This window comes from Chitinophaga filiformis, from assembly GCF_900102545.1.
GTDB classification, from domain to species: Bacteria; Bacteroidota; Bacteroidia; order Chitinophagales; family Chitinophagaceae; genus Chitinophaga; species Chitinophaga filiformis.
Genome location: NZ_FNBN01000003.1, coordinates 843,542 through 868,885, shown reverse-complemented (window position 1 = coordinate 868,885; position 25,344 = coordinate 843,542). Strand labels below are relative to the sequence as shown.

Sequence of the window (25,344 nt, the reverse complement as noted above, 5' to 3'; positions counted from 1 at the left end):
ATGAACAGTCTAAAAGCACTTGCTATCACAATACTATGCAGTTTGCCAGCCACTATGCTGCTGAGCAGCTGCGGCCACACAGAGGGTAAATCAGAAACAACAGAGTCGGCAGCGCCGGAAGAGGCAGCAGTATCTGCCATCTCCCTGCAGAAGGGAAAATTGTCTTCCTCCCTGCAGATACCTGGTGAGCTGATCGCTTACCAGCAGGTAGATATCTATGCAAAGGTGAGCAGCTTCGTAAAAAAGCTGCATGTGGATGTAGGATCTGAAGTAAGCAGTGGTCAGCTGCTGGCTACTATGGAAGCACCTGAGATCAGCTCTCAGCTGGCAGGCGCAGAATCCAGGTTAAAGGCCCAGGAGGCAATATACCTGGCCAGCAAAGCAAACTATGACCGTTTGTACAATACCAGCCTTACACCGGGCACCGTATCCAAAAACGACCTGGATATCGCACTGGCCCGTCAGAATTCAGATAAGGCACAACTGGATGCCGCCAGGGCTTCTTACAGGGAGATCACTGACAACAGGAACTACCTGGAGATCAGAGCGCCATTTTCAGGCGTTATAAGCGCAAGAAATGTGAGCGCGGGCGCCTATGTCGGTCCAACCGGGAAAGGCTCTGAATTCCCTTTATTTACCCTGCAGGAGCAAAAAAAACTGCGTCTTGTGATCTCTGTGCCGGAAGCATATACCAGCTACCTGGCTAACAACAGTGAAGTAAAATTCAATGTCAAAGCTTTCACCGGTCAGTCATTCACTGCAAAGGTAAACCGCCTTTCCGGCGCACTGGATACCAGACTGCGTTCACAGCGTATTGAAATGGATGTGATCAACAATGATAAAAAACTGCTTCCCGGTATGATCGCAGAAGTGAACATTCCAATGAACAGCACTGACAGTACATTCCTGGTTCCAAAGACTGCAGTGGTGAATTCTACGCTGAACATATTCGTAGTAAGGGTGGTAAATGGTAAGGCAGAAAGAGTGCAGGTGCAGACCGGACGTGAAGCAGACGGAAAAATTGAAATATACGGCAGTAATCTCAACGAGGGCGACACGATTGTAGCTGCCGCCACCGAAGAGTTAAGAGACGGCGCAGAACTGAAGCATGTCAAAACAGGCAAGTAAAGAAAGGATGTAAATCGACGAAAAAGGCTGTCACATGCGGACAGCCTTTTTACATATATATAGGGAGCCGAATACTATTGGATCAATACTTTCTTCGTATATACCTTCGCCCCATTTGTTACCACCAGGATATAGAACCCACTGGCAATATTGCTGGTAGCAAGAGATACGCGCTGTGTATTTGTTTTCTTAAATGCTGCCACCTTCTTATTCACATCCAGTAACTGCACCTGTACAGGTTTTGACGCATCATATTTCTCTACCTGCACAGTCAGGGTACCACCGCTGACAGATGGATTAGGGAATACATTGATACCGGTGCTTTCTTCTTTTGCCAAGGCTTTTTCTGCCGGAGAAAGAGCCGAGATGATGACAGAAGATACCTTATCATTCCAGGTAGCCACATCCAGTAAAGGTACATCTGACGTAACAGTGGTACTGGCGCCGGAAAAGTTATCATCAGCATACAATACTATCTTGTATCCCGGCGCTACTTTCAGGGAAGTAATATCATCATTACGGGCGCCATATGCTTTTAGCTGGGCCAGGTTATAACTACCCACTGGCAGGTACACACCGTAACCACCGTAGTTAATGTCCTGGAACAGGCTTACCGCTATAGGCGGTGGTGTGGAATAGGTGAAAGGATAGGTCTGCTGCGCCTGTATAAACTGTGATTCATACTGGCTGGTCCAGCCGAAAGCGTTTGTGGCCAGCGACTTCAGGTTCACACCTGCAGCAGCGCTCCAGAAATGCACAAACTCACCCATGTTCATGCTGTTGTAGTTAGTACCGGATCTTGAGAAATACAGGGACAGCTGGGTAAAATAACGGTTCAATACCTGTGCGCCTCCATATTGGCTATAGATCGGATAAAACCAGTCCCTGAACCAGGCCGTGTTAGCTCTGGGGAAATCGTCACGGCTGGCAGTGAAATCATTGTAAGCAGATGTTGCCCTGCTTTCCAGGCCTAAGCCTTTGTAAACGTCGTAAATGAAGATCTCAGCCCATTTACTGTCGCCCCATATGCCGAAGGCAGGAGAATTGTGCATGTTCTTTCCTCCTAATTCAACAATATGGGCCACTTCATGTGTAAGCAGATTGTAATCGCCCTGCGTAGCGCTTGTCCACGGACCAGCGCCGGCGTCGATCACATTCCTGTTGTCATGACTGGCATCAAAATAAGTGGATGGATGCCCTCCGCTGTATTTGCCGGTATGCAAAATAGCAAACAGGTGCGGATCAGTTCCAAAGGAACCATAGGTCTTCTTGGTATAGCGCCATACATCACCAAGATACTGACGGGGCCAGGTGACGGAAGTGCTTACGTCACTGTCGAAATAAAGGGCCAGGTCATTGTCATAATAGACACGGGAAACATTCTGGTTGTGTTCAAACCAGTGCTCCTGCCATGTTGCAGGAGGCGTTTGTGCTTTTACCTGGATAACGGGAAATGCCAGGCAGGCCAGGAGTACCAATGCGTAGAACTTTTGCATAAAAACGGGTTGAATTGTGAGAAAAAACTGCCGGACCATTCATCCGGCAGCGTTATATGAATAAAAAGGACTTATTGTATAACTATTTTCCTTGTGTAATACTTCTTACCGTTTGTTACTACCAGTACATAAATACCACCGGCTACGTTACCGGTGCTAATAGAAACGTCGCACGCATTTGCTTTCTTATAGACCACTGCGGTCCTGTTTACATCCAACAAAGAAATATTCAGCGGAGTGGTAGCATCATGTTCCCCAGGCTTCACAGCACAGGGGAACATACTGGATACTACCTGGCTGTGTTCAAACCAGTGTTCCTGCCAGGTAGCAGGAGCTTGTGCCTGTGCTCTTTGAGGGGCGAGTCCCAGGCTACCGGCCATCAGCGCCAGCATGTAGAATTTCCGCATTCTATTAATGGTTATCATGAGGGAAAATAAATGACTTACAAAGGGAAGGACTACCCTTGTGATAGTCCTTCCTGTATAGATATCTTACTGGATTAGTACCTTGCTGGTATAAGTATCTTTACCATTAGTTACCATCAGTATATAAAATCCGCTGGCCATGTTGCCTGTAGGGATGTTCACAACAGCAGCATTGGCTTTCTTATAAACCACTACTTTCCTGTTCACATCAATAACAGCTACATTCACCGAAGCAGATGCATTGTATTTTTTCACATTTACAACCAGTGTGCTGCCTTTTGCAACCGGGTTAGGATAAACCAGGAGGCTGCCATTCGCTTCAACACTCAGGTCTGTTTTATCTGCCGGCTGTACAGCTGCCATTGTCTTAGCGGCTGCTGTACCAACGATACCGTAGTTGAATTTTTCCCAGCCATCGATAGTTGGTCTGGTACAGGTCATTTCCGCTACACCGTTCTCAGAAGAAACATACATACCATTGTTACCACGCAGGGAAACAGTACCATCGCCGTTATCGATCCAATCAAACACTTCCCATCCCTGTACAGTTGGTCTGTTGCAGGTAATGCTCTTTTCACCGTTTTCAGAAGACACGTACAGGCCACTATTGCTCAATGCAATTTTACCGTTACCCGCGTCTACTACCAGGAACTGATTCCAGCCCTGTACAACAGTAGCATTTGTCCACATAGCGCCTACACCACCTTTAGAACTTACATAGCCACCATTGTTGCCTTGCAGCCAGATTGTTTTTCCGATAGGAGCTGTACCCGGGTTAGGATTCTGACCCGGATCATCAGGCGTAGTAGTTGTATCACCTCTCTGTAATACCACCTGGTTGATCGCATTCAACAGGGAATTAGCGCCGGTTACATCCTGAGAAAGCTCCCAGATCATGATACCACCACCCTGATCGAATGCCAGGTTAGTTTTAGCCTTGATAGTAGGAATACCGTTGTAACCTACACCCTGGTAAGTATCAGCATTCGGACTTGCTCCTCTCTGCAACAGTTGTGCATAAGACTCCCAGGTAGGTCTGCCATAGAAAGGCACACCGAGGATAGCCTTTTCCTTAGGTAAGCCACGACCTGTCCAGTAAGCGAGTGAACGCTGTGCATAGCTGTAAGTAGAATGCTGGTATTCATTTTCATCATATGCCATCAGGGTCAGATAATCTACCAGCGGGAATACGCTACTGAGGATGCTGGCGCCATTTTCACCCACTACGGCAGCAGTCAGTGATTTACCACGACTATGCAGCTGGTTGGACAGTTCTGTCATCAGTAATACATAGTTATTAGCAGAGGCTCCGTTGTCAGGATATTCCCAATCGATATCTGCACCGTCCAGGTTGTACTGGTTTACAAAAGCAATGACTGCATTTACGAAAGTAGTACGGGAACCTGCATTAGCAGCCAGGTTTTCAAAACCCTGATCGTTACCATCATTCCATCCACCAATAGAGATAGATACTTTCACACCGGCAGCATGTGACTGCGATACCAGCGCCTGCAGGGCAGCAGGATTATCCAGTGCCTGTAAAGTACCGTTGTTGTTAGGCAGGATGAATGCATAGTTAATATGCGTCAGTTTATTGTAAGGCACTACTGTAGTGTTGGGACTTCCGGCCCATCCTGGCCAGTAACCCACTACCTTGAATTTATTAGGAGTAGGTGTAGGATTGTTTACGCTGGTGTCTGGATTCTCAACAGGAGGATTAGTACCTGCAATACCAAACGCAAATGCTTCCCATCCCTGTACCGTTGGTCTTGTGCAGGTCATTGCCTGTGTACCATTCTCAGAAGAAACATACAGTCCGTTGCTACCTCTGAGTGCTACTTTACCGTCGGCAGTTTCCATCCAGTCAAATTTCTCCCATCCCTGGATGGTTGGTCTGTTACAGGTAATAGCCTGTTCTCCGTTTTCAGAAGAAACGTAGTTACCGGTATTACCTTTCAGCGCCACTTTGCCGTCGCCGGCATCCACTACCTGGAAGAGTTCCCAGGCCTGAGGTGCATCAGCATCACACCACATAGCGCCTACCCCATTTTTGGATGTAACATATTTACCATTGAAGCCCTGCAGCCATACGGTTTTACCGATAGGTGCATTAGCAGAGCTTTTACCAGGAGCTACTGCTGCGATAGTATTCACGTTCTTTACGTTATTGGCAAATTTGATATTGTTCAATACAGCGCTCATGTTAGCGGCACCATCTACCAGGTAAGGAGGAGGAATACGGAGTAATGCGGCATTCTCGCCAGCATCGAAGCGTTTGTAAGTCCAGTGGAACCAACCCACTCCGGCAGTATTCATTGCAGCGATATTAGCACGCAGCCAGTCAGCGCTGTTCTCACCGGTTTCACCTACCACTACAGGTACGTTGTGAGTGTTACGGAAATTGTTAATGGTACCCAGTTCATTGATCTGGTTAGGATCACCACCAGTGGTAGTAGGAGAAGTAGAAGTACCGTAACGGTGAGCGTTATACACCAGGTTACTTCTGTTAGTGAATGTAAATGGTTCCAGGTAATTATACTGGTTACCCCAGCCATTACCTTCGATCATGAGCAGGTGTGTATCGCCCTGTGCACGGATAGCGTTGATCAGGCGTTCAAACAGCGCATGAATAGTCTGGTTGGCTGGTACATTGTTAGGCTCATTGATCAGGTCATAGAACGCAATCCTGTCATCGTTGATATAACGGGCAGATATACGCTGCCATAAGCGTACTGTGATATCCTGATAAATAGATTTGTTCCACAGGTCGTTGCCCACAAATGCATCTGCAATGTTAGCATCAGTACCGGCAGCACCAGGAGCGGCGTGTAGGTCCAATACCACATACATTTTGTTGGCAGCAGCCCATTTCAGCAAACTGTCCGTGAGACGGAAACCTTCCAGGTTAGCGTCATTAAACAGGGTGTTGCTGTTGTACCAGGAGGTCAGCGAGCTAACATAGCTGTTGTAGGTTGATGAGTTACGTGCAACGCCATTTCTGACTGCACGTTGTGCAGGTGTCAGGAACAGATCATAGTGCAGGGGCAGACGGATACTGTTAAAACCCAGAGACGCAATGTAATCGACGTCAGCTTTGGTGATGAAGTTGTCACGCCAGCTCTGATAAAAAGCTTCGACAGCAGCATCGCTCTGCCCCTGATCGTACAGGCGCTTTTTAACGGACCATTGGGTACCGCCGCCACCGGGTTTCATCATATAACCTTCCTGCAATAACCAGCCACCAACGTTGATCCCTTTAAGGATCACTTCCTGGTTACTGGCATTGACAATACGTTTCCCATCGGCCCGCAGGCGGGTCAACTGGGAGTAGGCCTGCCCGGCCCCAAGGCACAGGGCGAGCAAAAGCAGTGAACAAAATAGTCTTAGTTGACGCAAATTTTGTGGAATTACGCACAACCGGTTCGTGTAATGGATCTTCATAGAGGGCATTTAAGGTTTTCACATAGAATAATGGCGTGGCTACCGGCTAGGTAAAGCCAGGCTTAACATAGATGTCGCACAAGAAAGGAATGGGTACCACGCAAACGATTGCTTTTTTTAGCTGACGGGATTAAATAACTGATGTTCAATGTTTAAGTATTCATTCAAGAGATGAGGGGTACAGCTTAAATCACTACCCAACTCCATCAGGTATCCGAATAAAACAAGGGCTGGACCAAAGTAGTTTAATATAACTCCTTTTCTACTACGCTGAGTTGCTCCGGTTTCAGTATGGGATGTGGGTCGGCGCCTCTCTGGAAGACTATCGGGCGTTGCCAGGCGAATAGGGGCTGAATATGGATTGGACGACATCGGGTCGTGGCACCGGAGAGCCGAAGGCCCGATATCCCCATCTTAAACCGCGTGCTACTTCCGCTGTCGCTATTAATATTTATGACGCTAGTTGATTAAATGAAAAGAGCTGTGTCAAAAGTAATTTGATACAGCTCTTGCTTTATTTTGATGAGTTGACCTTAGCAACAACTAATCTTCATCAACCAGTTTAATACCTGTTTGGGTGAAGATGATCTTACGTTGTTTATACAAGGCGCCGGTAGTCATTTTAAAAGTTTTCTTACTCATGCTGAAGAACTCATAGATCTCTTCCGGATCTGACTTGTCATGGTAAGGGAGGTAGCCATCATTTTCTTTCAGCAGGCGCAGTATCTTATCGGCCTCACTTTCTACCCTGTCATAACCAGGTTTGCCGGTTACTACGTCTATTTTATCACCTTTGATGGATTTGATAAAGCCTTTCAGTTTATCTCCTATATCTACAGGACCAAACACTTCACTGTAATGCAGGATACCTGTATGCTGGTTATTGATGATTACTACAAAACCTATTTCGGAACGACGGTATACGATCATATCTACAACATCAAGTTCTTTTACCGTCAGGTTTTCATTGCTTAAATAGGGGTCTATTTTTTCTGTCGCAGCCACCCTGTTCGTCAGTTCATCCAGGTAGATTTTTACCAGGTAATCCTGTCCGGGATGCATTTTGCTGATCTGTTTGGACGCAGGCACAAACAGGTCTTTCATCAGTCCCCAGTCCAGGAAGGCGCCCTGCTCTGTCACACCGGTCGCTTTCAGGTTAACGATATCTCCTACTATACCATATGGCTCCTGGTTGGTAGCCGTCAGCCTGTTCTCCGAATCATGATAAATGAATACTCTCAGCTCATCTCCTTTTTTTGCCCCCTCTGGCACGAAGCGTTTAGGCATCAGGATCTCCTGTTCTCCCCCATCCAGGAACAAACCGAACTCACTCTCCTTCTTAACCCGCAACAGGTTGTATTCACCTACTTTATACATGTAATCTCTTATTTAGCCGCAAAGGTACGATTACTTTCCCTTGTTCGCTCTCATCATTGAGGGGTAATCCAGCTTCCGCGCCAGGGCTGTTACTGCCTGTGCAATACGTTTGGCTTTTGTAGGCTCAGTTTTGGCACTTTCAATCCACTTCATGAAATAGTTCCGGTGCCCTTTGGCAAGGCTGTTAAAGAACGCCAGTGCCTCCGGCTCATCCGCCAGGCATTCCATCAGTTCCGGCGATGAAACAGGGTCCGGGTTATCATCCTCTTCGATCTGTACCGTCAGCTGGGCTCCTGCCCTTTTGGCGATCGCCTTGCGCATCTCCGCATTCACCGGCATAATGAACGAGCCATCCCCCATTGGCATCAATGCCACCGCCTCGATTGCATGTTTATCCAGCTTCCCCTTTACTCGGAAAGACTTCTTGTTCCCCGGCTTCAACTGTTGTGCAAGATCCTCAGGAATAACAATATATGTCCATCCTGTTTTCTCTCCCTGCTTGTCAAATTTCAACATGGTGGCGGTATACTTAACCATCTTGCTTTTTTTTGCTAACTTACTTAATAGCTTTGAAATTTAACAATTATAGAAATTGCCTTATGCTTGTCTGTGAAACATCCAGATTGATTATCCGCCAGTTTACCATTGACGATGCCCCTTTTATTTTCCAGTTATTAAACACGGAGATCTGGCTGACATATATCGGCGACAGGAATATCAGGGGAATAGATGACGCCCGCAACTACCTGGTAAACGGACCATTGGCCAGTTATGACCGCTTTGGATTCGGACTATATATGGTAGCGCTGAAAGATGAGCATACTCCCGTAGGAATGACGGGATTGATTAAAAGGACCGGGTTGGAAGAAGTAGACATAGGTTTTGCATTTCTTCCTGAATATACTGGCAAGGGTTATGCTTTCGAGGCAGCCAGTGCTGTAAAAGACTATGCTTTGATAACACTGAAGCTGCCCCGTGTAGCAGCTATTACGACAGAAAAAAATATACATGCTATCACCCTCCTTAACAAGATAGGCCTGCACCACGAGAAGATGGTACAGTTGCCCGGGAACAGCACCGCATTCATGTATTTCATTAATTAAGTCATCTGTCAGTGCATGAGTTTATGCTGTAGCACCACTACTGAACGCGCATCTACTTTTATCACGCCTTCACCGGTATACACTTCTTCTCCGGCTGTTACCTGCAGATCTTTTGTATCCAGCATTTTCTTCCAGTTATGCCCATACTTTTCATGCGGTAACCTGAATTCGAGCGGTTCATAATGTGCATTAAAAATAATATAGAAGCTATCGTCCACGATCTGCTCTCCTTTCGGACCGGAGACATGCAATCCTTTTCCATTAAAGAATACGGCCATCGACTTTGCGAAATCGTGACTCCAGTGTTCATCCGACATTTCAGTACCATCCGGCAGGAACCAGGCAATATCTTCCAGGCCGATGCCCTTAATAGGCTGCCCCTGGAACCAGCGCCTGCGACAAAAGGCAGGATGTGCTTTCCGCAGGGCAATCAGCTGACGGGTAAACTGTAACAGGTCATGATCCATCTCGTTCCAGTTAACCCATGATAATTCGTTATCCTGACAATAGCCATTATTGTTACCCCCCTGAGTACGGCCAAATTCATCACCTGCCAGGATCATCGGAACACCTTGTGACAATAACAGGGTAGTAAAAAAATTACGTTGTTGCCTCCGTCTCAGGGCCAATACTGTTTCATCTTCCGTATGCCCTTCTGCTCCGCAATTCCAGGACCGGTTATGATCTTCACCGTCTCTGTTATCGTCCAGGTTAGCCTCGTTATGTTTATCATTGTAAGACACCAGGTCATGTAGTGTAAACCCATCGTGCGCTGTTACAAAGTTGATACTGGCAGTCGGGCTGCGGTAATCATTCTTGTAAAGGTCAGAACTGCCGGTAAATCTTTCTGCGAACTCACCCAGCATACTGTCGGCCCCTCTCCAGTAATCACGGATACAGTCCCTGTATTTGCCATTCCATTCTGCCCATCCCGGTGGGAATTTCCCTACCTGGTAACCGCCTTCGCCAATGTCCCAGGGCTCCGCTATCAGTTTTACCTGTGAGATAACAGGATCCTGATAGATGATATCAAAGAAGGCACTCAAGCGGTTCACCTCATGCAGTTCACGGGCCAAGGCAGATGCCAGGTCAAAGCGGAATCCATCCACATGCATTTCCAGTATCCAGTAGCGCAGGCTATCCATCATTAACCTCAATACATTAGGCAGGTACGCGTTCAGCGTGTTACCGGTACCGGTGTAGTCCATATAGAAGCGTTTGTCTTCAGTAAGCCGGTAATAAGATGCATTGTCAATCCCCCTGAAAGATAAGGTAGGACCCATGTGATTCCCTTCTCCCGTATGATTATACACTACATCCAGGATCACTTCAATACCTGCCTGATGAAGTACTTTCACCAGCTGTTTGAATTCGGTCACCTGTTGCCCCAATACACCACTTGCTGCATACCTCGCATCAGGAGCAAAGAAGCCGATCGTATTATATCCCCAATAATTGGTGAGTCCTTTGTCCACCAGGTGTCTGTCTGCCACAAAGTGGTGTACAGGCATCAGCTCAACAGCTGTAATACCTAATTCCTTCAGATAATTGATGGTAACAGGATGAGCCATTCCCGCATAAGTACCTCTTATCTCTTCCGGTATATCCGGATGTTGTTTGGTAAATCCTTTCACATGTGTTTCGTAGATGATAGATTCGTTGTAAGGAATTTTTGGAGGCTTGTCTCCTTCCCAATCGAAATAGTCATCTATTACAACACATTTGGGAATGAATGGCACGCTATCCACATCACTGAAACTCTGGTCTTCTTCCGGATCACCCATCTTATAACCAAACAAAGCATCACTCCAGTTGATCGTACCGGCGATAGCCTTGGCATAAGGGTCTATTAACAGCTTCTTCGCATTGAAACGGTGCCCGTTCTGTGGTTCATACGGACCATGCACACGGTATCCGTACAACTGTCCTGGTTTTACGTCCGGCAGATAACAGTGCCATACCTGGTATGATCGCTCTTTGATCTTTATTCTTACAGCTTCTACCTCATCATCGGTAGTATTAAACAGGCATAATTCCACTCCTGTAGCGTTATCTGCATACAGGGAAAAATTTACTCCTTTACCGTCCCAGGTAGCACCTAATGGAAAAGGGCTTCCGGGATAAACAACAGTTTGGTTCATAATGGATGATTGATCTCCTGCTTTCTCTTCCTGCTACATAAAAGAGAAAACTCCGGAGTATATTACTTAATCAATTTTCAGATGGCCAGCTCATTGGATTCCAGGCTTGAGTTTTCCTCTTTTATTTTTCCGGCAGGCAGTTCTTCACTAAAAGCGGCTGCTTCGTCCTGCAGGGGCGGCAGATCTGCTGGCAGCGGACCAAAGATCAGGGCCTGATAAAGCGATAATGTTACTTCATTATTCTCAAGCCTGAATGAGAGCATGTTATTTACCAAAGGTTCCGTACCGATGTCCAGCACGAATGGCAATTTATACAACACCTCCTCTTTTGAAAAGTTGAGCACGATCAGGAGTTTCTCTTCATCCAGTGTACGGGTATAAGTATATACCTGCGGATGATCAGGATCCAATAGTTCATATGCGCCGTATGTGAGTACAGGTTTATGTTTCCTCAGCAGCACCAGTTGACGGAAATACCGGAGGATGGATCGTTCATCTTTTTCCTGATGAGCGGCATTGATGAGTTTATAGTTGTCGTTGATCTTCAGCCAGGGCTTACCGGTAGTAAAACCGGCATTGGGAGATTCATCCCACTGAAAGGGAGTCCTGCCATTGTCCCTGCCCGTTATCTGTGCATCTTTCAGAAAGCGCGCTGTATCTCCTCCCTGGCTTTTCACATACTTGTACATATTGATTGTCTCAATATCCTTGTAGTCTTCGATTTTCTCAAAGCGGATATTCGTCATTCCCAGTTCATCGCCGTAGTAGAAAATAGGGGTAGCTCTCATGGTAAGCAGGAAGGTAATCAGTAACTTGGCAGAGACCTCACGATATTGCTCTTCATCATTCCCCCAGCGGCTCACCATACGCGGCTGATCATGATTACTGAGGTAGATTGTTCCCCAGCCATCCTTTTCAAATACCTTATCCCAATCTGTATATAGCTGCTTGAATTTTACCAGGTTCAAACCTCCCGGCTCCAGCCGTTTATACCCTTCTTTTGCAAAGCCTAGTTGTACACCCTCAAAATGATACAGCATATGCAGCTCTTTGCGATCTTCCTTTACAAACTGCAAGGCCTCATCTTTGGTGATACCAGAGGCTTCTGCAAGGGTGACTACATCGGGCCTGTCAAGCGTTTCGCGATGCATTTCTTGTAAGTATTCATGCAGGTGCGGACCATGTGCATAATAGCCGGCCCAGTCTGCATTGAATTTTTCCTTTACGATATTTCCCACTTCCGGCCATGAGGTATCTTTTGAGATGTAGCAGATAGCATCCATCCTGAATCCATCTACACCCTTTTCAAACCAGAAACGCATTACATCATAGATGGCTTTACGCACATCCGGATTCTCCCAGTTGAGATCCGGCATCTTTTCGGAGAAGTAATGAAGATAATAAGAGTCTGTAGCCTTATTATAGGTCCATGCATCACCTTTGGGATCGAAGTGGCTGTACCTGTGAGGAGGTTTCCCTTTTTCAGCCGGCCACCAGTGATAATAGTTATAGTAACGGCTATCACGTGATTGCTTTGCCTCGGTGAACCATGGGTGTTCGTCGCTGGTATGGTTCACAATAATATCCAGCATCAGGCGGATCTTTCTGTCATGCAATCCTTTTATAAGCGTATCAACATCCTCCATTGTTCCCATCTCCTTCATGATGTCATAGAAATCGCTGATATCATATCCGTTGTCATCATTAGGAGATTTATAAATAGGATTTAACCAGACCATATCGATACCCAGACTTTTTATATAATCCAGTTTAGATATGATGCCCTGCAGATCGCCAATACCATCACCATTACTATCTTTAAAACTCCAGGGATAGATCTGGTAAATAATAGACTCCTTCCACCAGTTTTTATCGCTGACTATTTTATTCGACATAGACCTATATTTCGGGTTAATGTCTTTCTCTTATGCAAAAATCCTGCACAGGTTAAATCTGTTGTCTTCGTATTGAAAGAGATCATTTTTATCCACCAGACTGTAGAAATACCGTCGCATTCTTTCCACATTATAAGCGACGCATATCTGAGCTTTCGGGTATCGTTTATGCTGGCATATTATTTTCACTTTACCTGCAAAAAGATACATTGACAAGCAATTATACTTTTGCCGGGGCTGCTTTGCTGCCAGGGGGCATATGTAAATTCAGTGTTTGGGCGCCCTTTCGGAATCAAATGGTATTGTCCGTTCTACAACCTCAGCAGGCCTCATATCCTATGGTACGTGATGACCATGGCTACTGGCATGTGGAGGTAGATAATGTACAGGCAGGCACACGTTATAAATACATACCCGATGACGGGCCTCCGCTTCCTGATCCGGCATCCCGTTGCCAGCCTGAGGGTGTACATGGTCCATCGGAAGTAACAGATACCCATTTTGAATGGACAGATCATACATGGACAGGCCTTGACCTGCGGGAGCTGGTCATTTATGAACTCCATACAGGCACCTTCTCTCCCACCCATGATTTTCAGGGTGTCATTGACCGCCTGGAATATCTGCGTTCACTGGGTATTACTGCCATAGAGATCATGCCTGTTGCGCAGTTTCCCGGCAGTCGTAACTGGGGATATGATGGTGTCTATCCATTCGCGGTACAGCATTCCTATGGTGGCGTAAAGGGGTTAAAGCGGCTTGTCAATGCAGCACATCAGCATGGTATTGCGGTTATACTTGATGTGGTGTATAATCACCTGGGGCCGGAAGGCAACTATTTCTCTCAATATGGTCCCTGGTTTACTGACAAATATAAAACACCCTGGGGACCGGCACTCAATTTTGATGATGCCTGGTGTGATGCAGTAAGGGGATATTATCTACAGAATGCATTAATGTGGCTGGACGAGTTCCACATAGACGGCTTAAGAATGGATGCGGTACACGCTATCTGGGATTGTAGTGCAAAACATTTTATGGCTGAGTTATCAGAAAAAGTGGATGAATTACAAGCTACCCTGGATAAAAAGAAACTGCTCATTGCTGAGATAGATTTGAATAGTCCGCGGTACATCACTCCCCGTCCCGAAGGCGGCTATGGCATACATGCGCAGTGGATAGATGAGTTTCATCATGCATTACGCGTGTTACTAACAGGTGACCTGAACGGCTATTATGCAGATTTCGGCGGACTAGCTCCATTGGCGAAAGCCTTCCGTGATTCATACGTATATACCGGGCAATATTCAACTGTACGCAAAAGAAATTTTGGCGTTTATCCTACCGGAAGGGATTACAAGCAGTTTGTTGTCTTTGCGCAAAACCATGATCAGATTGGTAACCGCATGCTGGGTGAGCGTCTAAATACACTGATATCTTTTGAAGCACAAAAGCTGGCAGCGTCCGTTTTATTACTATCGCCTCATATTCCTATGCTATTCATGGGAGAAGAATATGGAGCAACAACACCGTTCCAGTTTTTCACCAGTCATAGTGACAAAGACCTGATAGCCGCTGTTACGGAGGGACGTAGAAAAGAGTTTGCCTCTTTTGCATGGGAAGGAGAAGTACCTGATCCGCAATCAGAAGAGACCTTTAACAACTCCACGCTCAGTTGGGAAACAACTTCTGAGACAGCTACTGCTTTAACAGAGCTGTACCGTTTTCTGATTGCTTTCAGGAAAACGCGACAGGCAATGCGATACACCTCCCGCGATAGTGTAAAGGTGCATACACCGTCCACGCATTTATTGGTAGTGGAACGTTCGGGGAAAGATAGCAAGCTGTTATTGCTTTTCAATTTCAGTGAACATCCGGTTCAATACATATATAACGAGGAAGGATCATTGGAGAAAAAATTCGATTCTGCGGCAGCTGTCTGGAACGGACCAGGCAGTGAGGCTCCAGATCAGGAAACATCACCAGCAACCATTTCATTACAACCACACTCAGCTATCGTATATGAAGTCAAATAATCCACCTTCTGCTACTTACCGTTTACAACTACATGCAGGTTTTACTTTCGAAGCGTTAAAAGAGATCCTGGATTATCTTCATTTGCTTGGCATTTCCACCGTATATGCTTCGCCCATATTTACTTCCACACCTGGGAGTATGCATGGCTATGATGTAACGGAACCGCATCAGATCAATCCTGCTATTGGTACTATTGGGCAGTTACGTGAGATAAAGAAAATACTACAGCGGCGTGGCATGAGTTGGCTGCAGGATATTGTACCTAATCACATGGCCTTTCATCCTTCCAATACCCGTTTGTATGATGTAATGGAGAGAGGGCCCTTATCCCCCTATTCCGAGTATTTCGATATAGACTGGCAACATCCTGCTCCCGAACTATCCGGTAAAGTCATGGCTCCGTTCCTGGGGAAAGCGCTGGAGACATGCATTGCTGATGATGAGATAAAACTGGTATTGACAGACAAAGGCTATGCTATTAGCTATTTTGAACAGGAATATCCATTGTCGGCCTCCGCCTATGATGTAGTGCAATCTGCATTGATGGATAGTGATACAATGCCTGTAAATGCTTTGCTGGATGCGCTCTATCAGCAAGCTATGTCGGGAGCGGCGCTGAATGATTGGCAGCATGCGAAGCATCAATTGTATGCAAAAGCCAATCGGGCTTTACTGGAGGGTGTTGCTGCCCGGGTCAATGATGACAGGGAACTGCTGAAAACACTCATGCAACAGCAATACTATCATTTATGTAACTGGCAGGAAGCTGATAAACAGATCAATTATCGCCGCTTCTTTACTGTTAATGAGCTGATCACGCTTAGAATGGAATCGCCGGCGGTGTTTGATGAGTACCATACCTTCCTGCATAGCCTGTATCGGGAGGAACTGATACAGGGACTCCGTATAGATCATATAGATGGCTTGCGTGATCCGGCTGCCTATATTGAGCGTTTACGGATGCTGTTCGGCAGTAATTGTTATATCGTTGCTGAAAAGATACTGGAACATGAGGAAACACTGCCATCTGACTGGGCATTACAGGGTACCAGCGGGTACGAGTTCCTGTCTATCACGAATCATTTACTGACCAATCCTTCCGGTGAGCAGCAATTACAATCATTTTACCATGAGCTGCTGCCTGACGTGGCTGGATATAATGATGTCGTATATGAGAAAAAGAGGCTAATCCTGGAGCGATATATGGGTGGTGAATGGGAGAACCTGGTCCGTTACTGTTACACCCTTAAACTGGCAGATGCGCGCACTAACCGCGAACACCTGAAAGAGGCAATCGCCTTGTTTATTGCCTGTCTGCCAATCTACCGGCTCTACCCTTCCCAATGGCCATTGGACGATTATGCGCAGGAGATTATCAGAGAGACCTTTGTAAAAATGCGGTCCGTCAACCGTGTTGCAGAGTCGGAAATAGCGCTGCTGGAATCGCTGTGGGAGGATATTCACGATGCGGATAAAGCGCGCAACAGGCTGCTCTTTCTGCAAAGGTTAATGCAATTTACAGGCCCTGTGACGGCCAAGGGCGTAGAGGATACCACGTTCTATGTGTACAATGCCCTGCTTTCACATAATGAGGTGGGTGATAGTCCGGCGATAGAAGGTTTTTCTGTGAATACTTTTCACCAGCGGCTGATTGCCCGGCAGCAGCATACAGCTTCCTCTCTCAATGCCACTTCTACTCATGATACCAAACGTGGAGAAGATGGCCGTATACGCCTGAATATGCTGTCGCTTATGCCAGACGACTGGCGGATACAGGTTGAGCAATGGAGGGAGTTAAATCGCCCGTATGTCAATACACTAACTCATGCCGATGAGTACTTTATCTATCAGTCCATTATTGCAGGTTTTCCGGCCAATGGGATTGTTACACCGGAATATATTGAGCGGTTACAGCAATATTTTATCAAAGCAGTACGGGAGGCGAAGGTGAATACTTCCTGGGCGTCTCCGGAAGAGACATATGAAAACAACGGTGTTAGTTTTATACAGCAGATTTTAACAGATGAAGCTGGCTTCGTGAAAAAGGTCCGTAGCCTCCTTGACAGAGTCAATCAATATGCTTTCATTAGCTCCCTGGCCCAGGTGTTGATCAAGATAACCGCTCCAGGTATCCCGGATATTTACCAGGGTTGCGAACTTTGGGACTATAGCTATGTGGATCCTGATAATCGCCGGCCGATAGACTATACCCTCCGTAAACAATGTCTTGAAACGATCATTGCAAAAGAAAAGGCTCCCGGGTTCTTCCCCTATCTTGCCGAACACCGGCAAGAGGGGTTGGAGAAACTGTTTGTGACCTGGAAGGCGTTGAACTTCCGCCGGGAGCATGCGGATCTGCTCCTGGAGGCGGATTATATTCCTTTGCAATGCAGTTCTGCGAAGGTAGCAGCCTATGCCAGAGTGCAAAAGCAGCAATGGGTGATCGTCATCATTCCGCTTCCAGGAGAACCGGATATGACGGCTTCTGTGCTGTTGCCAACGGGCGCTCCTGCCGCATGGCGGAACATTTTCACCGATGAAATGTTAGATAGTAAAGGGCAGATATTAGTAGCAGATGTGTTTAAAACTTTCCCGGTGGGATTGCTGACAAATGAAATTTGAAAAAAAATTTGTTGGTTTTAAAAAAGTTTCTACATTTGCACTCCCTGACACGGAAAACAGATGCCCAGATGGCGAAATTGGTAGACGCACTGTGTTCAGGTCGCAGCGCTCGCAAGGGTGTGCTGGTTCGAATCCAGTTCTGGGCACAAAAAACAGAAAATCCGCTCTAGTAGCGGATTTTCTGTTTTACGCTATTTTATTCTATTTTGTAAGCGTTTAATATTCAAATCTAAATTGGTTCGAGTTAACCAATACTACAAAGGATTCCAAAGGAATTAATATCTTCCTGGAAGAGAAAAATATTGTCCCAGAGGAATACAAAGATCAATTACTGCACTCAAAGGTTTTTTTACCAGAAATACAAGTACAGGACTTTTCAATACGTGGTCATAAGGTTGCCTTGTGCATTAAACGCAGGCGCTGGGAGAGACAATCGACCGGAGAAGTAGTAACCAGAGACTGGAAGCTCGTAAGAGCAGGAGCACGAATGACAAAAGAATTCGGTCTTTTTTTAAAAGGGATATTTGGATAATTATCCTATTAGTCCTGTACAACTAGGTCACTTTTTTCAGGTGGACGGCAAACAATTGCAACAACAATACAAGAATCATTTAACGACTATCACCAATGGGAGCAGAAGGATCATGCTGAGCACTGGATGGTCTTTGAGCAAAATATCGGCCCCTATCTTAGCATTGATGAAACGGCATTTTCCAGTGGAGAATTGTATACGATAGTTACGAATAAAGCTGCGAAAGGACGCAGGGGCTCTATTGTAGCAATGATTAAAGGAACACAGGCAGACTATCTGATCAATATTTTAAACAAGATCCCAAAACGGCTTCGCAGGAAGGTATCGGAAGTAACGATCGATATGTCTGCAAGCCTTTCCTAATGCTGACCGTGTTATTAACCGTTTTCATGTTCAACAACTAGCCTTTGACACAGTACAGGAAACCCGTATAAAATATAGATGGGAAGCCCTTGAAGAAGAGAATAAGGGCTATGAACAGGCTAGAAAGCAAAAGATTCCCTATCAGCCAGAAGTGCTGCATAATGGAGATACTATCAAACAGCTTCTGGCCCGAAGCAGGTACTTACTGTTCAAACAGCCACGATTATGGACCAGAGAGCAGCAGCAAAGGGCGGAACTATTATTTACCAGATATCCTGTTATCCAAAAAGCATATCAACTGTCGTTGGGCCTGGGAGATGTGTTTAGAATATGTACTAGCAAAGAACAAGCTTTTAAAAGACTCGCACTATGGTATAATGATGTAGACGCCTCAGGAATACAATCTTTTAAAACCCTGTCCAGGACTGTACAAAACCATTATCTGGGTATCCTGAACTTCTTTAATAACCGGGCCACCAATGCGACGGCAGAACCATTTAATGCGAAGGTAAAATCATCTAGAAACGCTATGAGATGAGTAAGGGACGTCAACGGATCAACTTGATCCTAAAAAGGGTTAAAACCTGTGAAAAATTGACAAGCATAAATTAAAAATGGCTCTGTAAATCAATTGATTACAGAGCCATTACGTGCCCAGTAGTGGTAAATTTACGAACCGATTATTATTGGTTATCAGTAAATTATTTGTTGTGAATATCTAAAATGAGTATCGACGGCATTGAAAGCGAATATTTATATAAAATAAAAAGTAAATATAAAATTAATAGGCGAGCTTTTGAAACTATTATGCTTAGTGCGGAACGATGTACCTTCAACACGTATATTTTGCAACACTTTCCATATTTGTTTTTTGATGTTAACGACTAAGCTCCCGTATTCTATTAATTAGTTCTTCAAGCCAATTCTCTTGATTTAGATTGATATGTTTATAGTCTCGAAATAATGGAGGAAAGTCTGATAAATCCAGATCTAAATTTAAGATTAGGAAATTAATTTTATTGGATGACATTCGTTCATGAAGGAAATAATTCATTTCCCTTTTAGGCCAGTTTGCAGCCAAAAAATTTTTTGAGAAACACAGTACCCCAAGATCTGATTGTGCTAGTCCTTCATTTAATCGATCCAGAATACTATCTCCATATTTCACCTCTATTATGTCAAACCATGTTTTAACTTCCTCTTTCTGAAGTTCCTTGAAAATAGCTTCAGCAATTTCTTTATCTTTTGAGGAGTAAGACAGAAATACTTTATACTTGAATATCTTTTCCGGCTTCCCCCATTTTTCCTCAACTTTTTTTTGTCCAGGAAAGATAAATATCTCGTTTGAATCTTCTGTCAAAACTTTCTGTACTTGCTCAAAGAAACTAAAGGAATAGGACGTATATTGTTTTTTATTCAATAGGTTTGCCACAATTTCATCCATAGAATAGTTAAACAAATAGCTTACCTTTTTATTTGGGTAATAGATACTCAGCCAATTATCAAAGGCCATATCATTTTGCTCAAAAATCAACAACATCAAAAATTCAAAATTATATGGGTTATTATTAACAAGTAAAGTTATACCAGTTAATTCATCATGATTAAAACTCGCAAGTAGTTTTTGAATAAACCCTAACTCATTGGTTCTTTCCGCATAAGAACAATTGAATAAATAAAATTTTGTTGAATTGTTTTTCATATATACCAGTTTTTCAGTTAATAAAGACGTGGGAAATATACTTATATATAAGATTTTGATTGCTCTTTTTACGTTTATGAATGCGATAACTTTCTTTTAAGTTTTTCACTTAAGCGAATTATGTAAAAATGTTGTTGTAAAACTTTCAATGGCGATATATTTAGTTCCTCGGCTATTTTGTTCAAGCTATACTTACTCTCATAATATCTGTGGAAGATTTTACGTTGTAAAGGATTTAAGTAATCTTGTATTCCTAGTTCAGATAAGGCGGATTTTCTTTCGTTTGCGGTTTCTATTTTTTTTATCCTTTTAGTAATGTTTTTTAGAACTTTCATTTTGAGACAAAACTCATCCGTGAAGTTTTTGTATTTTGAACTGGCAGCCTCGTTAATCTGTCGATGACTTAATCCACACGTTGCCAACTTCATTACCATTTTTCTATTAAGTTTTAGATAAGGAATGGCATTCTGTATAAGCGTTAATAATTCTTTACTTTCATATTTTACATCGTATTCCTCCAAACTATCATCGATTTGTCCGCTTATCAATGAATCATAAGGAAGATAAGATGAGTGTTTTCTATGATAATTACTATTGAGGTATTTGTAGCACCCCCATTTCACAGATAAGAATAAGTATCGTTGTAGATGGAGCATATTATTCATATTCTCTTTATGCATCCATGCATTTAGAAATGCATTATGGATAATCGAACTAATCTCAAACTTGTTTTTAATTATTGCGTAGGAGTAATTAAACAGCCGCGGGAATAGTCGATTATATATATAGCTTACTCCCTTTTCATCTCCTTGGATAAATAGCACAAAGTGTTCCTCTAGCAAGGGCTTAATATTAGTAGGTGCTTTAATCAGGACAGACATCGGTTTTACTTTGATATGGTCTTCAGCAAATTTATTTGATCAATACACAGGAAAAAACCTGTTGCGGTACAGGGAAAATCCGGTTTTTTATGGAATTTCTACTTTTTATTATGTTCATTAGTGCAACCCAAGATCAGGCTATCATTCTTGAAAGTTTGTTTGACGATGTTCCAGATGTATCAGAAGGGAAGTGTACCGCGCACTTGGTATAAACTTGATGTTTAAATGATTGAAAAAAGATATTCACTTTTCATCTCCGTTATTTGAAAAAAGATTTAGATAGAAATTGTGGTATGTAAGGTGTCTTTGGAGGCTACCACAAACTAAATTTATACGATTTATATGTTTGATAGCATGTGCAAACAATATATAATTGACATTAAGTTATTCATCTGCTATTGTAATATTCTAACGAGGGCTGTTGAAATTTTTCAGAACTAAAGATCGTAAGTGTTCGCTGTACAACTCGATAGGTACAGACCATAATAGGAATCGAACCCTTATGGCTTGATTATGAAGGAATAAGTATGATAGAAAAAATGTCTAAAAAAGCAAGACCGCTCTAATAGCAGGTCTTGCTTTTTTTGTGCCCGGAACTGGAACGGTTACGAACCAAATTTATTTGATTATTAATCATTTAACTGCCTGTATTGACAGACTCGTTTAATGCAAGTATTCGATTTGCTAATATTTTTAGTATTTTGCTAAGGGTTTGAAACAGCATATTTATTTTGAATTTTAATGACGCAGGATATATGGAATATGTAGAATTACAAGTAACCTCAAATTTTTCCTTTCTTCAAGGAGCGTCTCATCCGGAAGAATTAGTTGGCTGCGCTGCAGCACTCGGCTATAATAGCATAGCAATTACCGATCGTAATAGTTTGGCAGGTATTGTTCGGGCTCATATGGCAGCGCGGGATAGAGGTATTCGTATTATAGTGGGTTGCCGTCTTGATCTTATTGACGGTCCTAGTTTATTGGCCTATCCAACAACCATGGCGGCATATAGTCGATTATCTCAATTACTTACTATTGGTAATTATCGTGCAGGGAAAGGCCAATGCCATCTTATGAAGCGGGATGTGTATGAGCATGGGGAAGGATTGAAGTTTATAATAGTGTCGCCAGATATTCCAACATTGAATCTTGAATGTAAAAGAGATTTTGAAAAGCACATTGCAGAGTATCAGGCAGTTTTTAGAAAAGATTTATACCTTTCAATAACTAAAGACAAGTTTGAAGCTGACTCTAAAATCGATTGGCTGCTTCAATTGGGGGCTTCATTTTCTATTCCAATAGTTGCGACGAATAATGTACATTATCACAACATTGAGCGACAAGAAATACAGGCTATTTTGACATGCATTAGAGAAGAATCCACAATAAAAGATGCTGGTATTAAATTACAAATGTATGCGGAACGTTATTTGAAAAGGCAAGAGGAAATACAGTTTTTATTTAAAGAGCATCCAGATGCCATAATTCGAACTGCTGAAATTGCAAGTGCATGCCAGTTTTCTCTAGATGATTTGGTGCATGTTTATAAAGAGGAAATTACCAATAATAGCGAAAGCAAATATCATGAACTTACTCAGGCGGTTTGGAATGGTGCAAAAGAAATCTTCGGAGTGGATTTGCCGAAAACGGTGGAAAATTCTATTAAGTATGAACTTAGGTTACTTAATGAGATGAAGTATGTTGACTTTTTTATGAAAGTGTATGATATCGTAAATTTTGCGCGGAGCAGAAAAATTTTTTATCAGGGTAGAGGCTCTGCGGCTAATTCTACGGTGTGTTTTTGTTTAGGTATTACATCTATAAACCCAACTTGGTTCGATTTGCTACCGGAGCGCTTTATATCGTCAGAAATACGCGTTCCGATTAATATAGATATAGATTTTGAGCATGAGCGTCGTGAAGAAATAATCCAATATATTTATAATAAATATGGGCGGGAACATGCAGCTATAATTGCAACTGTTAATCAGTTTCAACGGAAAACTGCGATTCAATGTGTTGGCAAAGCAATGTGTCTAGATGATAATATTATAAAGCTGATTTCTTCTTATGTTGAGCAATTTACGACAGGACCATTTGAAGATAAACAACTAAGAGCGTTGGGATTGGACCCGGAAGACTTGTTGCTACAGAGAGTGTTGTCACTAAGTATCCAAATAACAGGGTTTCCGCGACAGATTAGGCAACATTCAGGAGGAGTTATAATAACAAACCGAAAATTGACTGAGTTATGTCCTGTGCTTAGAGCATCTGCAAAGGATAGGACTAATATTGAGTGGAATAAAGATGATATCGCCGCATTGGGGTTTACAAGAATAAATATATTAAGTCTTGGTGTTTTAACAAGTATTAGAAAGGCGTTTGACTTACTAGAGCAACATTATGGGAGAAATTATAGTCTGAACAATATTCCTCTTGATGATTATGAGGTATATAGAATGATTGGACATGGAGATACGATTGGTTTATTTCAGATTGACAGTCAGGCACAGCACTCTTTGCTCACCTTATTTAAACCTTCGAATTACTACGATTTGGTAATAGCTCTCGCCATTTTAAGACCAGGTATAATTCAAGGCAATATGGTCTTGCCCTATTTGCGTCGCCGCAATGGTGAAGAAAAAATTGAGTATCCTTCCGAAGAATTGAAAGAAATATTAGGTCGAACTTTAGGCATTCCTCTGTTCCAAGAACAGATGATGAGAGTGGTTATAATTGCAGCTGGATTCACTGTCGGAGAAGCGAATCAAATGCGGCAGAGAGTAACATCTGACAAGTTTATAGAAACGGCAAATTGGTGGACAGAAAAATTGGTAACAGGTATGATGAATAACGGATATTGTGAGGAATATGCTTTACAAATAGCTAAACAATTAGTGGCATTCGGTAGTTATAGTTTTTCGGAACATCATGCGGCCGGTTATGCTTTCCTTACATATATCGCTGCTTGGATCAAATGTTATTATCCAGATGTGTTTTCAGTATCATTGCTAAATAGCATGTCAGTAGATGATGGGCAGTCAATAAAACTTATACTTGATACGGAAAAGAGCGGTGTGAAAGTCAACCCAATTGATATTAATTATTCTTTTTGGGATAATACGTTGGAACATGATGAAGGACAATATCAATCACTTAGACTTGGATTCAGGCAAATTAGAGGAATTCGATATAATGATGTTAAATTATTGATAGCGGGGCGAAAAAATGGTGGGTATAAAAGAATTCAGGCTCTCAGAAATATCGGAATTACTGTTTTTACGATTAAGTTATTGGCAAGTGAGAACGCTTTCCAATCTATCGGATTAAATCGGCTAAAGGCTCTTAATGAAGTGTCTATGCTCAAAAGCATGGAAGCTGGTTTGTTTGAGAATCAGCAGTTCGATGAGGTGCAAGGGACGACAACAATACTCCCTATGACTATGCGTAAGGACTCAAATTGGATGAAGCATGATGATGATAAGACAATTTCTCCTCTAATCAAAAAACATCCTGTTAGTTTAATTCGAGAAAAGTTAGATCTTTTGAACATTTTATCAGTGAGGCAACTGGAAAAGGTCAGTGATAACCAGATTGTTAAAATGGCAGGGCTAATTATTGATCTACCTTTGTTAGATTCTGAGGGCGAGCTGTATGTTACTAAAATGGAAGACGAAACTGGATTCTCAATGTTATTGATGAATCGAGTTCTTTTCAATAAACAAAGAAAAACTATACTTAAATCGCGATTGTTAATGATTACGGGGAAAGTAGCACGTAAGCATGGCATTATACACATCAATGTGAATGAACTACATGATTTGACCAAACTATTCGGCCATTTACTTAAATAAACTTCAAGAAATCATCGGACGTAAGCCACACTTAAAGAATCGTATTTAATCACAGCTTCAGAATGTAGAATTACCGGATCAAGTTGAAAACTTGGGGGGAAGGTTAAAAAGTTGTTGTTTTGCAGCTCAATAAGCAACTTCAGTTTTGGATCAAGCGTACCGACGGATCAAGTTGAAAACCTGGGGGATGGTTAATAAAAAGTAAGTGCGTACCAACCAGCAGTCAACATAGAAGACACGGCTACGCCTGCCTACTTTTAAAGTGGGAGCAATACATGTCAAAATAATCTGTACTGGCAAATTGAAGAATATGCAGGAATATGCAGACAAAACTCCTAAACCAGCAG

The 25,344-nt window shown here is 43.2% G+C and carries 14 protein-coding genes, 1 tRNA gene and 2 pseudogenes; 8 read left to right on the top strand and 9 right to left on the bottom strand.

Going from position 1 to position 25,344, the window contains the following annotated elements:
• The gene (locus BLR32_RS15735) at positions 1-1,128 is read left to right on the top strand and encodes an efflux RND transporter periplasmic adaptor subunit (RefSeq protein ID WP_245705443.1); all 1,128 of its coding nucleotides are present in this window, start codon (positions 1-3) and stop codon (positions 1,126-1,128) included.
• A gap of 74 nt (positions 1,129-1,202) precedes the next feature.
• On the opposite strand, the gene BLR32_RS15730 is transcribed toward BLR32_RS15735, so the two are convergent.
• The 5 genes from BLR32_RS15730 to BLR32_RS15705 form a co-directional block, all read right to left on the bottom strand.
• Entirely contained in the window at positions 1,203-2,624 is a 1,422-nt protein-coding gene (locus tag BLR32_RS15730; RefSeq protein ID WP_089833394.1) for a T9SS type A sorting domain-containing protein, read from the bottom strand.
• A 71-nt stretch (positions 2,625-2,695) separates the two neighbouring features.
• Positions 2,696-3,031, bottom strand: coding sequence for a T9SS type A sorting domain-containing protein (locus tag BLR32_RS15725; RefSeq protein ID WP_245705442.1), 336 nt, complete (start codon positions 3,029-3,031; stop codon positions 2,696-2,698).
• A gap of 84 nt (positions 3,032-3,115) precedes the next feature.
• Positions 3,116-6,445 (bottom strand): glycosyl hydrolase family 18 protein, encoded by a 3,330-nt coding sequence (locus BLR32_RS34240; RefSeq protein ID WP_218124200.1) that lies wholly within the window; start codon positions 6,443-6,445, stop codon positions 3,116-3,118.
• Positions 6,446-7,033: 588 nt separating this feature from the next.
• On the bottom strand, positions 7,034-7,867 hold the full coding sequence (locus tag BLR32_RS15710; RefSeq protein ID WP_089833389.1) for a CvfB family protein: 834 nt from the start codon (positions 7,865-7,867) through the stop codon (positions 7,034-7,036).
• Between the two features lie 30 nt (positions 7,868-7,897).
• A complete protein-coding gene (locus tag BLR32_RS15705; protein ID WP_089833386.1) occupies positions 7,898-8,404 on the bottom strand; it encodes a YdeI/OmpD-associated family protein in 507 nt (168 codons plus the stop codon).
• A gap of 62 nt (positions 8,405-8,466) precedes the next feature.
• Between BLR32_RS15705 and BLR32_RS15700 the strand changes: the two genes are divergently transcribed.
• Positions 8,467-8,970, top strand: a complete 504-nt coding sequence (locus tag BLR32_RS15700; protein WP_089833384.1) for a GNAT family N-acetyltransferase — start codon at positions 8,467-8,469, stop codon at positions 8,968-8,970.
• An 8-nt stretch (positions 8,971-8,978) separates the two neighbouring features.
• Here the strand turns inward: BLR32_RS15700 and glgX are convergent, their stop codons facing one another.
• Complete coding sequence (glgX, locus tag BLR32_RS15695; RefSeq protein WP_089833382.1) at positions 8,979-11,111, bottom strand: glycogen debranching protein GlgX; 2,133 nt, start codon at positions 11,109-11,111, stop codon at positions 8,979-8,981.
• A 77-nt stretch (positions 11,112-11,188) separates the two neighbouring features.
• Positions 11,189-13,006, bottom strand: coding sequence for a glycoside hydrolase family 13 protein (locus tag BLR32_RS15690; protein WP_089833379.1), 1,818 nt, complete (start codon positions 13,004-13,006; stop codon positions 11,189-11,191).
• Positions 13,007-13,215: 209 nt separating this feature from the next.
• On the opposite strand from BLR32_RS15690, the gene treZ reads away from it, so the two are divergent.
• From treZ to BLR32_RS15660, 5 genes and pseudogenes are all read left to right on the top strand, one after another.
• On the top strand, positions 13,216-15,042 hold the full coding sequence (gene treZ, locus BLR32_RS15680) for a malto-oligosyltrehalose trehalohydrolase (RefSeq protein ID WP_089833375.1): 1,827 nt from the start codon (positions 13,216-13,218) through the stop codon (positions 15,040-15,042).
• Entirely contained in the window at positions 15,029-17,665 is a 2,637-nt protein-coding gene (gene treY, locus BLR32_RS15675) for a malto-oligosyltrehalose synthase (RefSeq protein ID WP_089833373.1), read from the top strand. The genes treZ and treY overlap by 14 nt, the downstream gene beginning before the upstream one ends.
• Positions 17,666-17,727: 62 nt before the next feature.
• Positions 17,728-17,811, top strand: a tRNA-Leu gene (locus BLR32_RS15670).
• 95 nt (positions 17,812-17,906) lie between these two features.
• Positions 17,907-18,197, top strand: a pseudogene (locus BLR32_RS34720) (ISAon1 family transposase N-terminal region protein); the annotation flags it as partial.
• A 126-nt stretch (positions 18,198-18,323) separates the two neighbouring features.
• Positions 18,324-19,098, top strand: a pseudogene (locus tag BLR32_RS15660) (ISAon1 family transposase).
• A 339-nt stretch (positions 19,099-19,437) separates the two neighbouring features.
• Here BLR32_RS15660 and BLR32_RS15655 read toward each other — a convergent pair.
• Positions 19,438-20,262 carry a toll/interleukin-1 receptor domain-containing protein gene (locus BLR32_RS15655; RefSeq protein WP_089833371.1) on the bottom strand — a complete coding sequence of 275 codons (825 nt, stop codon included), beginning with the start codon at positions 20,260-20,262 and terminating at the stop codon, positions 19,438-19,440.
• Positions 20,263-20,336: 74 nt separating this feature from the next.
• On the bottom strand, positions 20,337-21,143 hold the full coding sequence (locus BLR32_RS15650; RefSeq protein ID WP_089833369.1) for a sigma-70 family RNA polymerase sigma factor: 807 nt from the start codon (positions 21,141-21,143) through the stop codon (positions 20,337-20,339).
• Between the two features lie 755 nt (positions 21,144-21,898).
• On the opposite strand from BLR32_RS15650, the gene BLR32_RS15645 reads away from it, so the two are divergent.
• Positions 21,899-24,997, top strand: coding sequence for an error-prone DNA polymerase (locus BLR32_RS15645; RefSeq protein ID WP_089833368.1), 3,099 nt, complete (start codon positions 21,899-21,901; stop codon positions 24,995-24,997).
• The last annotated feature ends 347 nt before the right edge of the window (positions 24,998-25,344 follow it).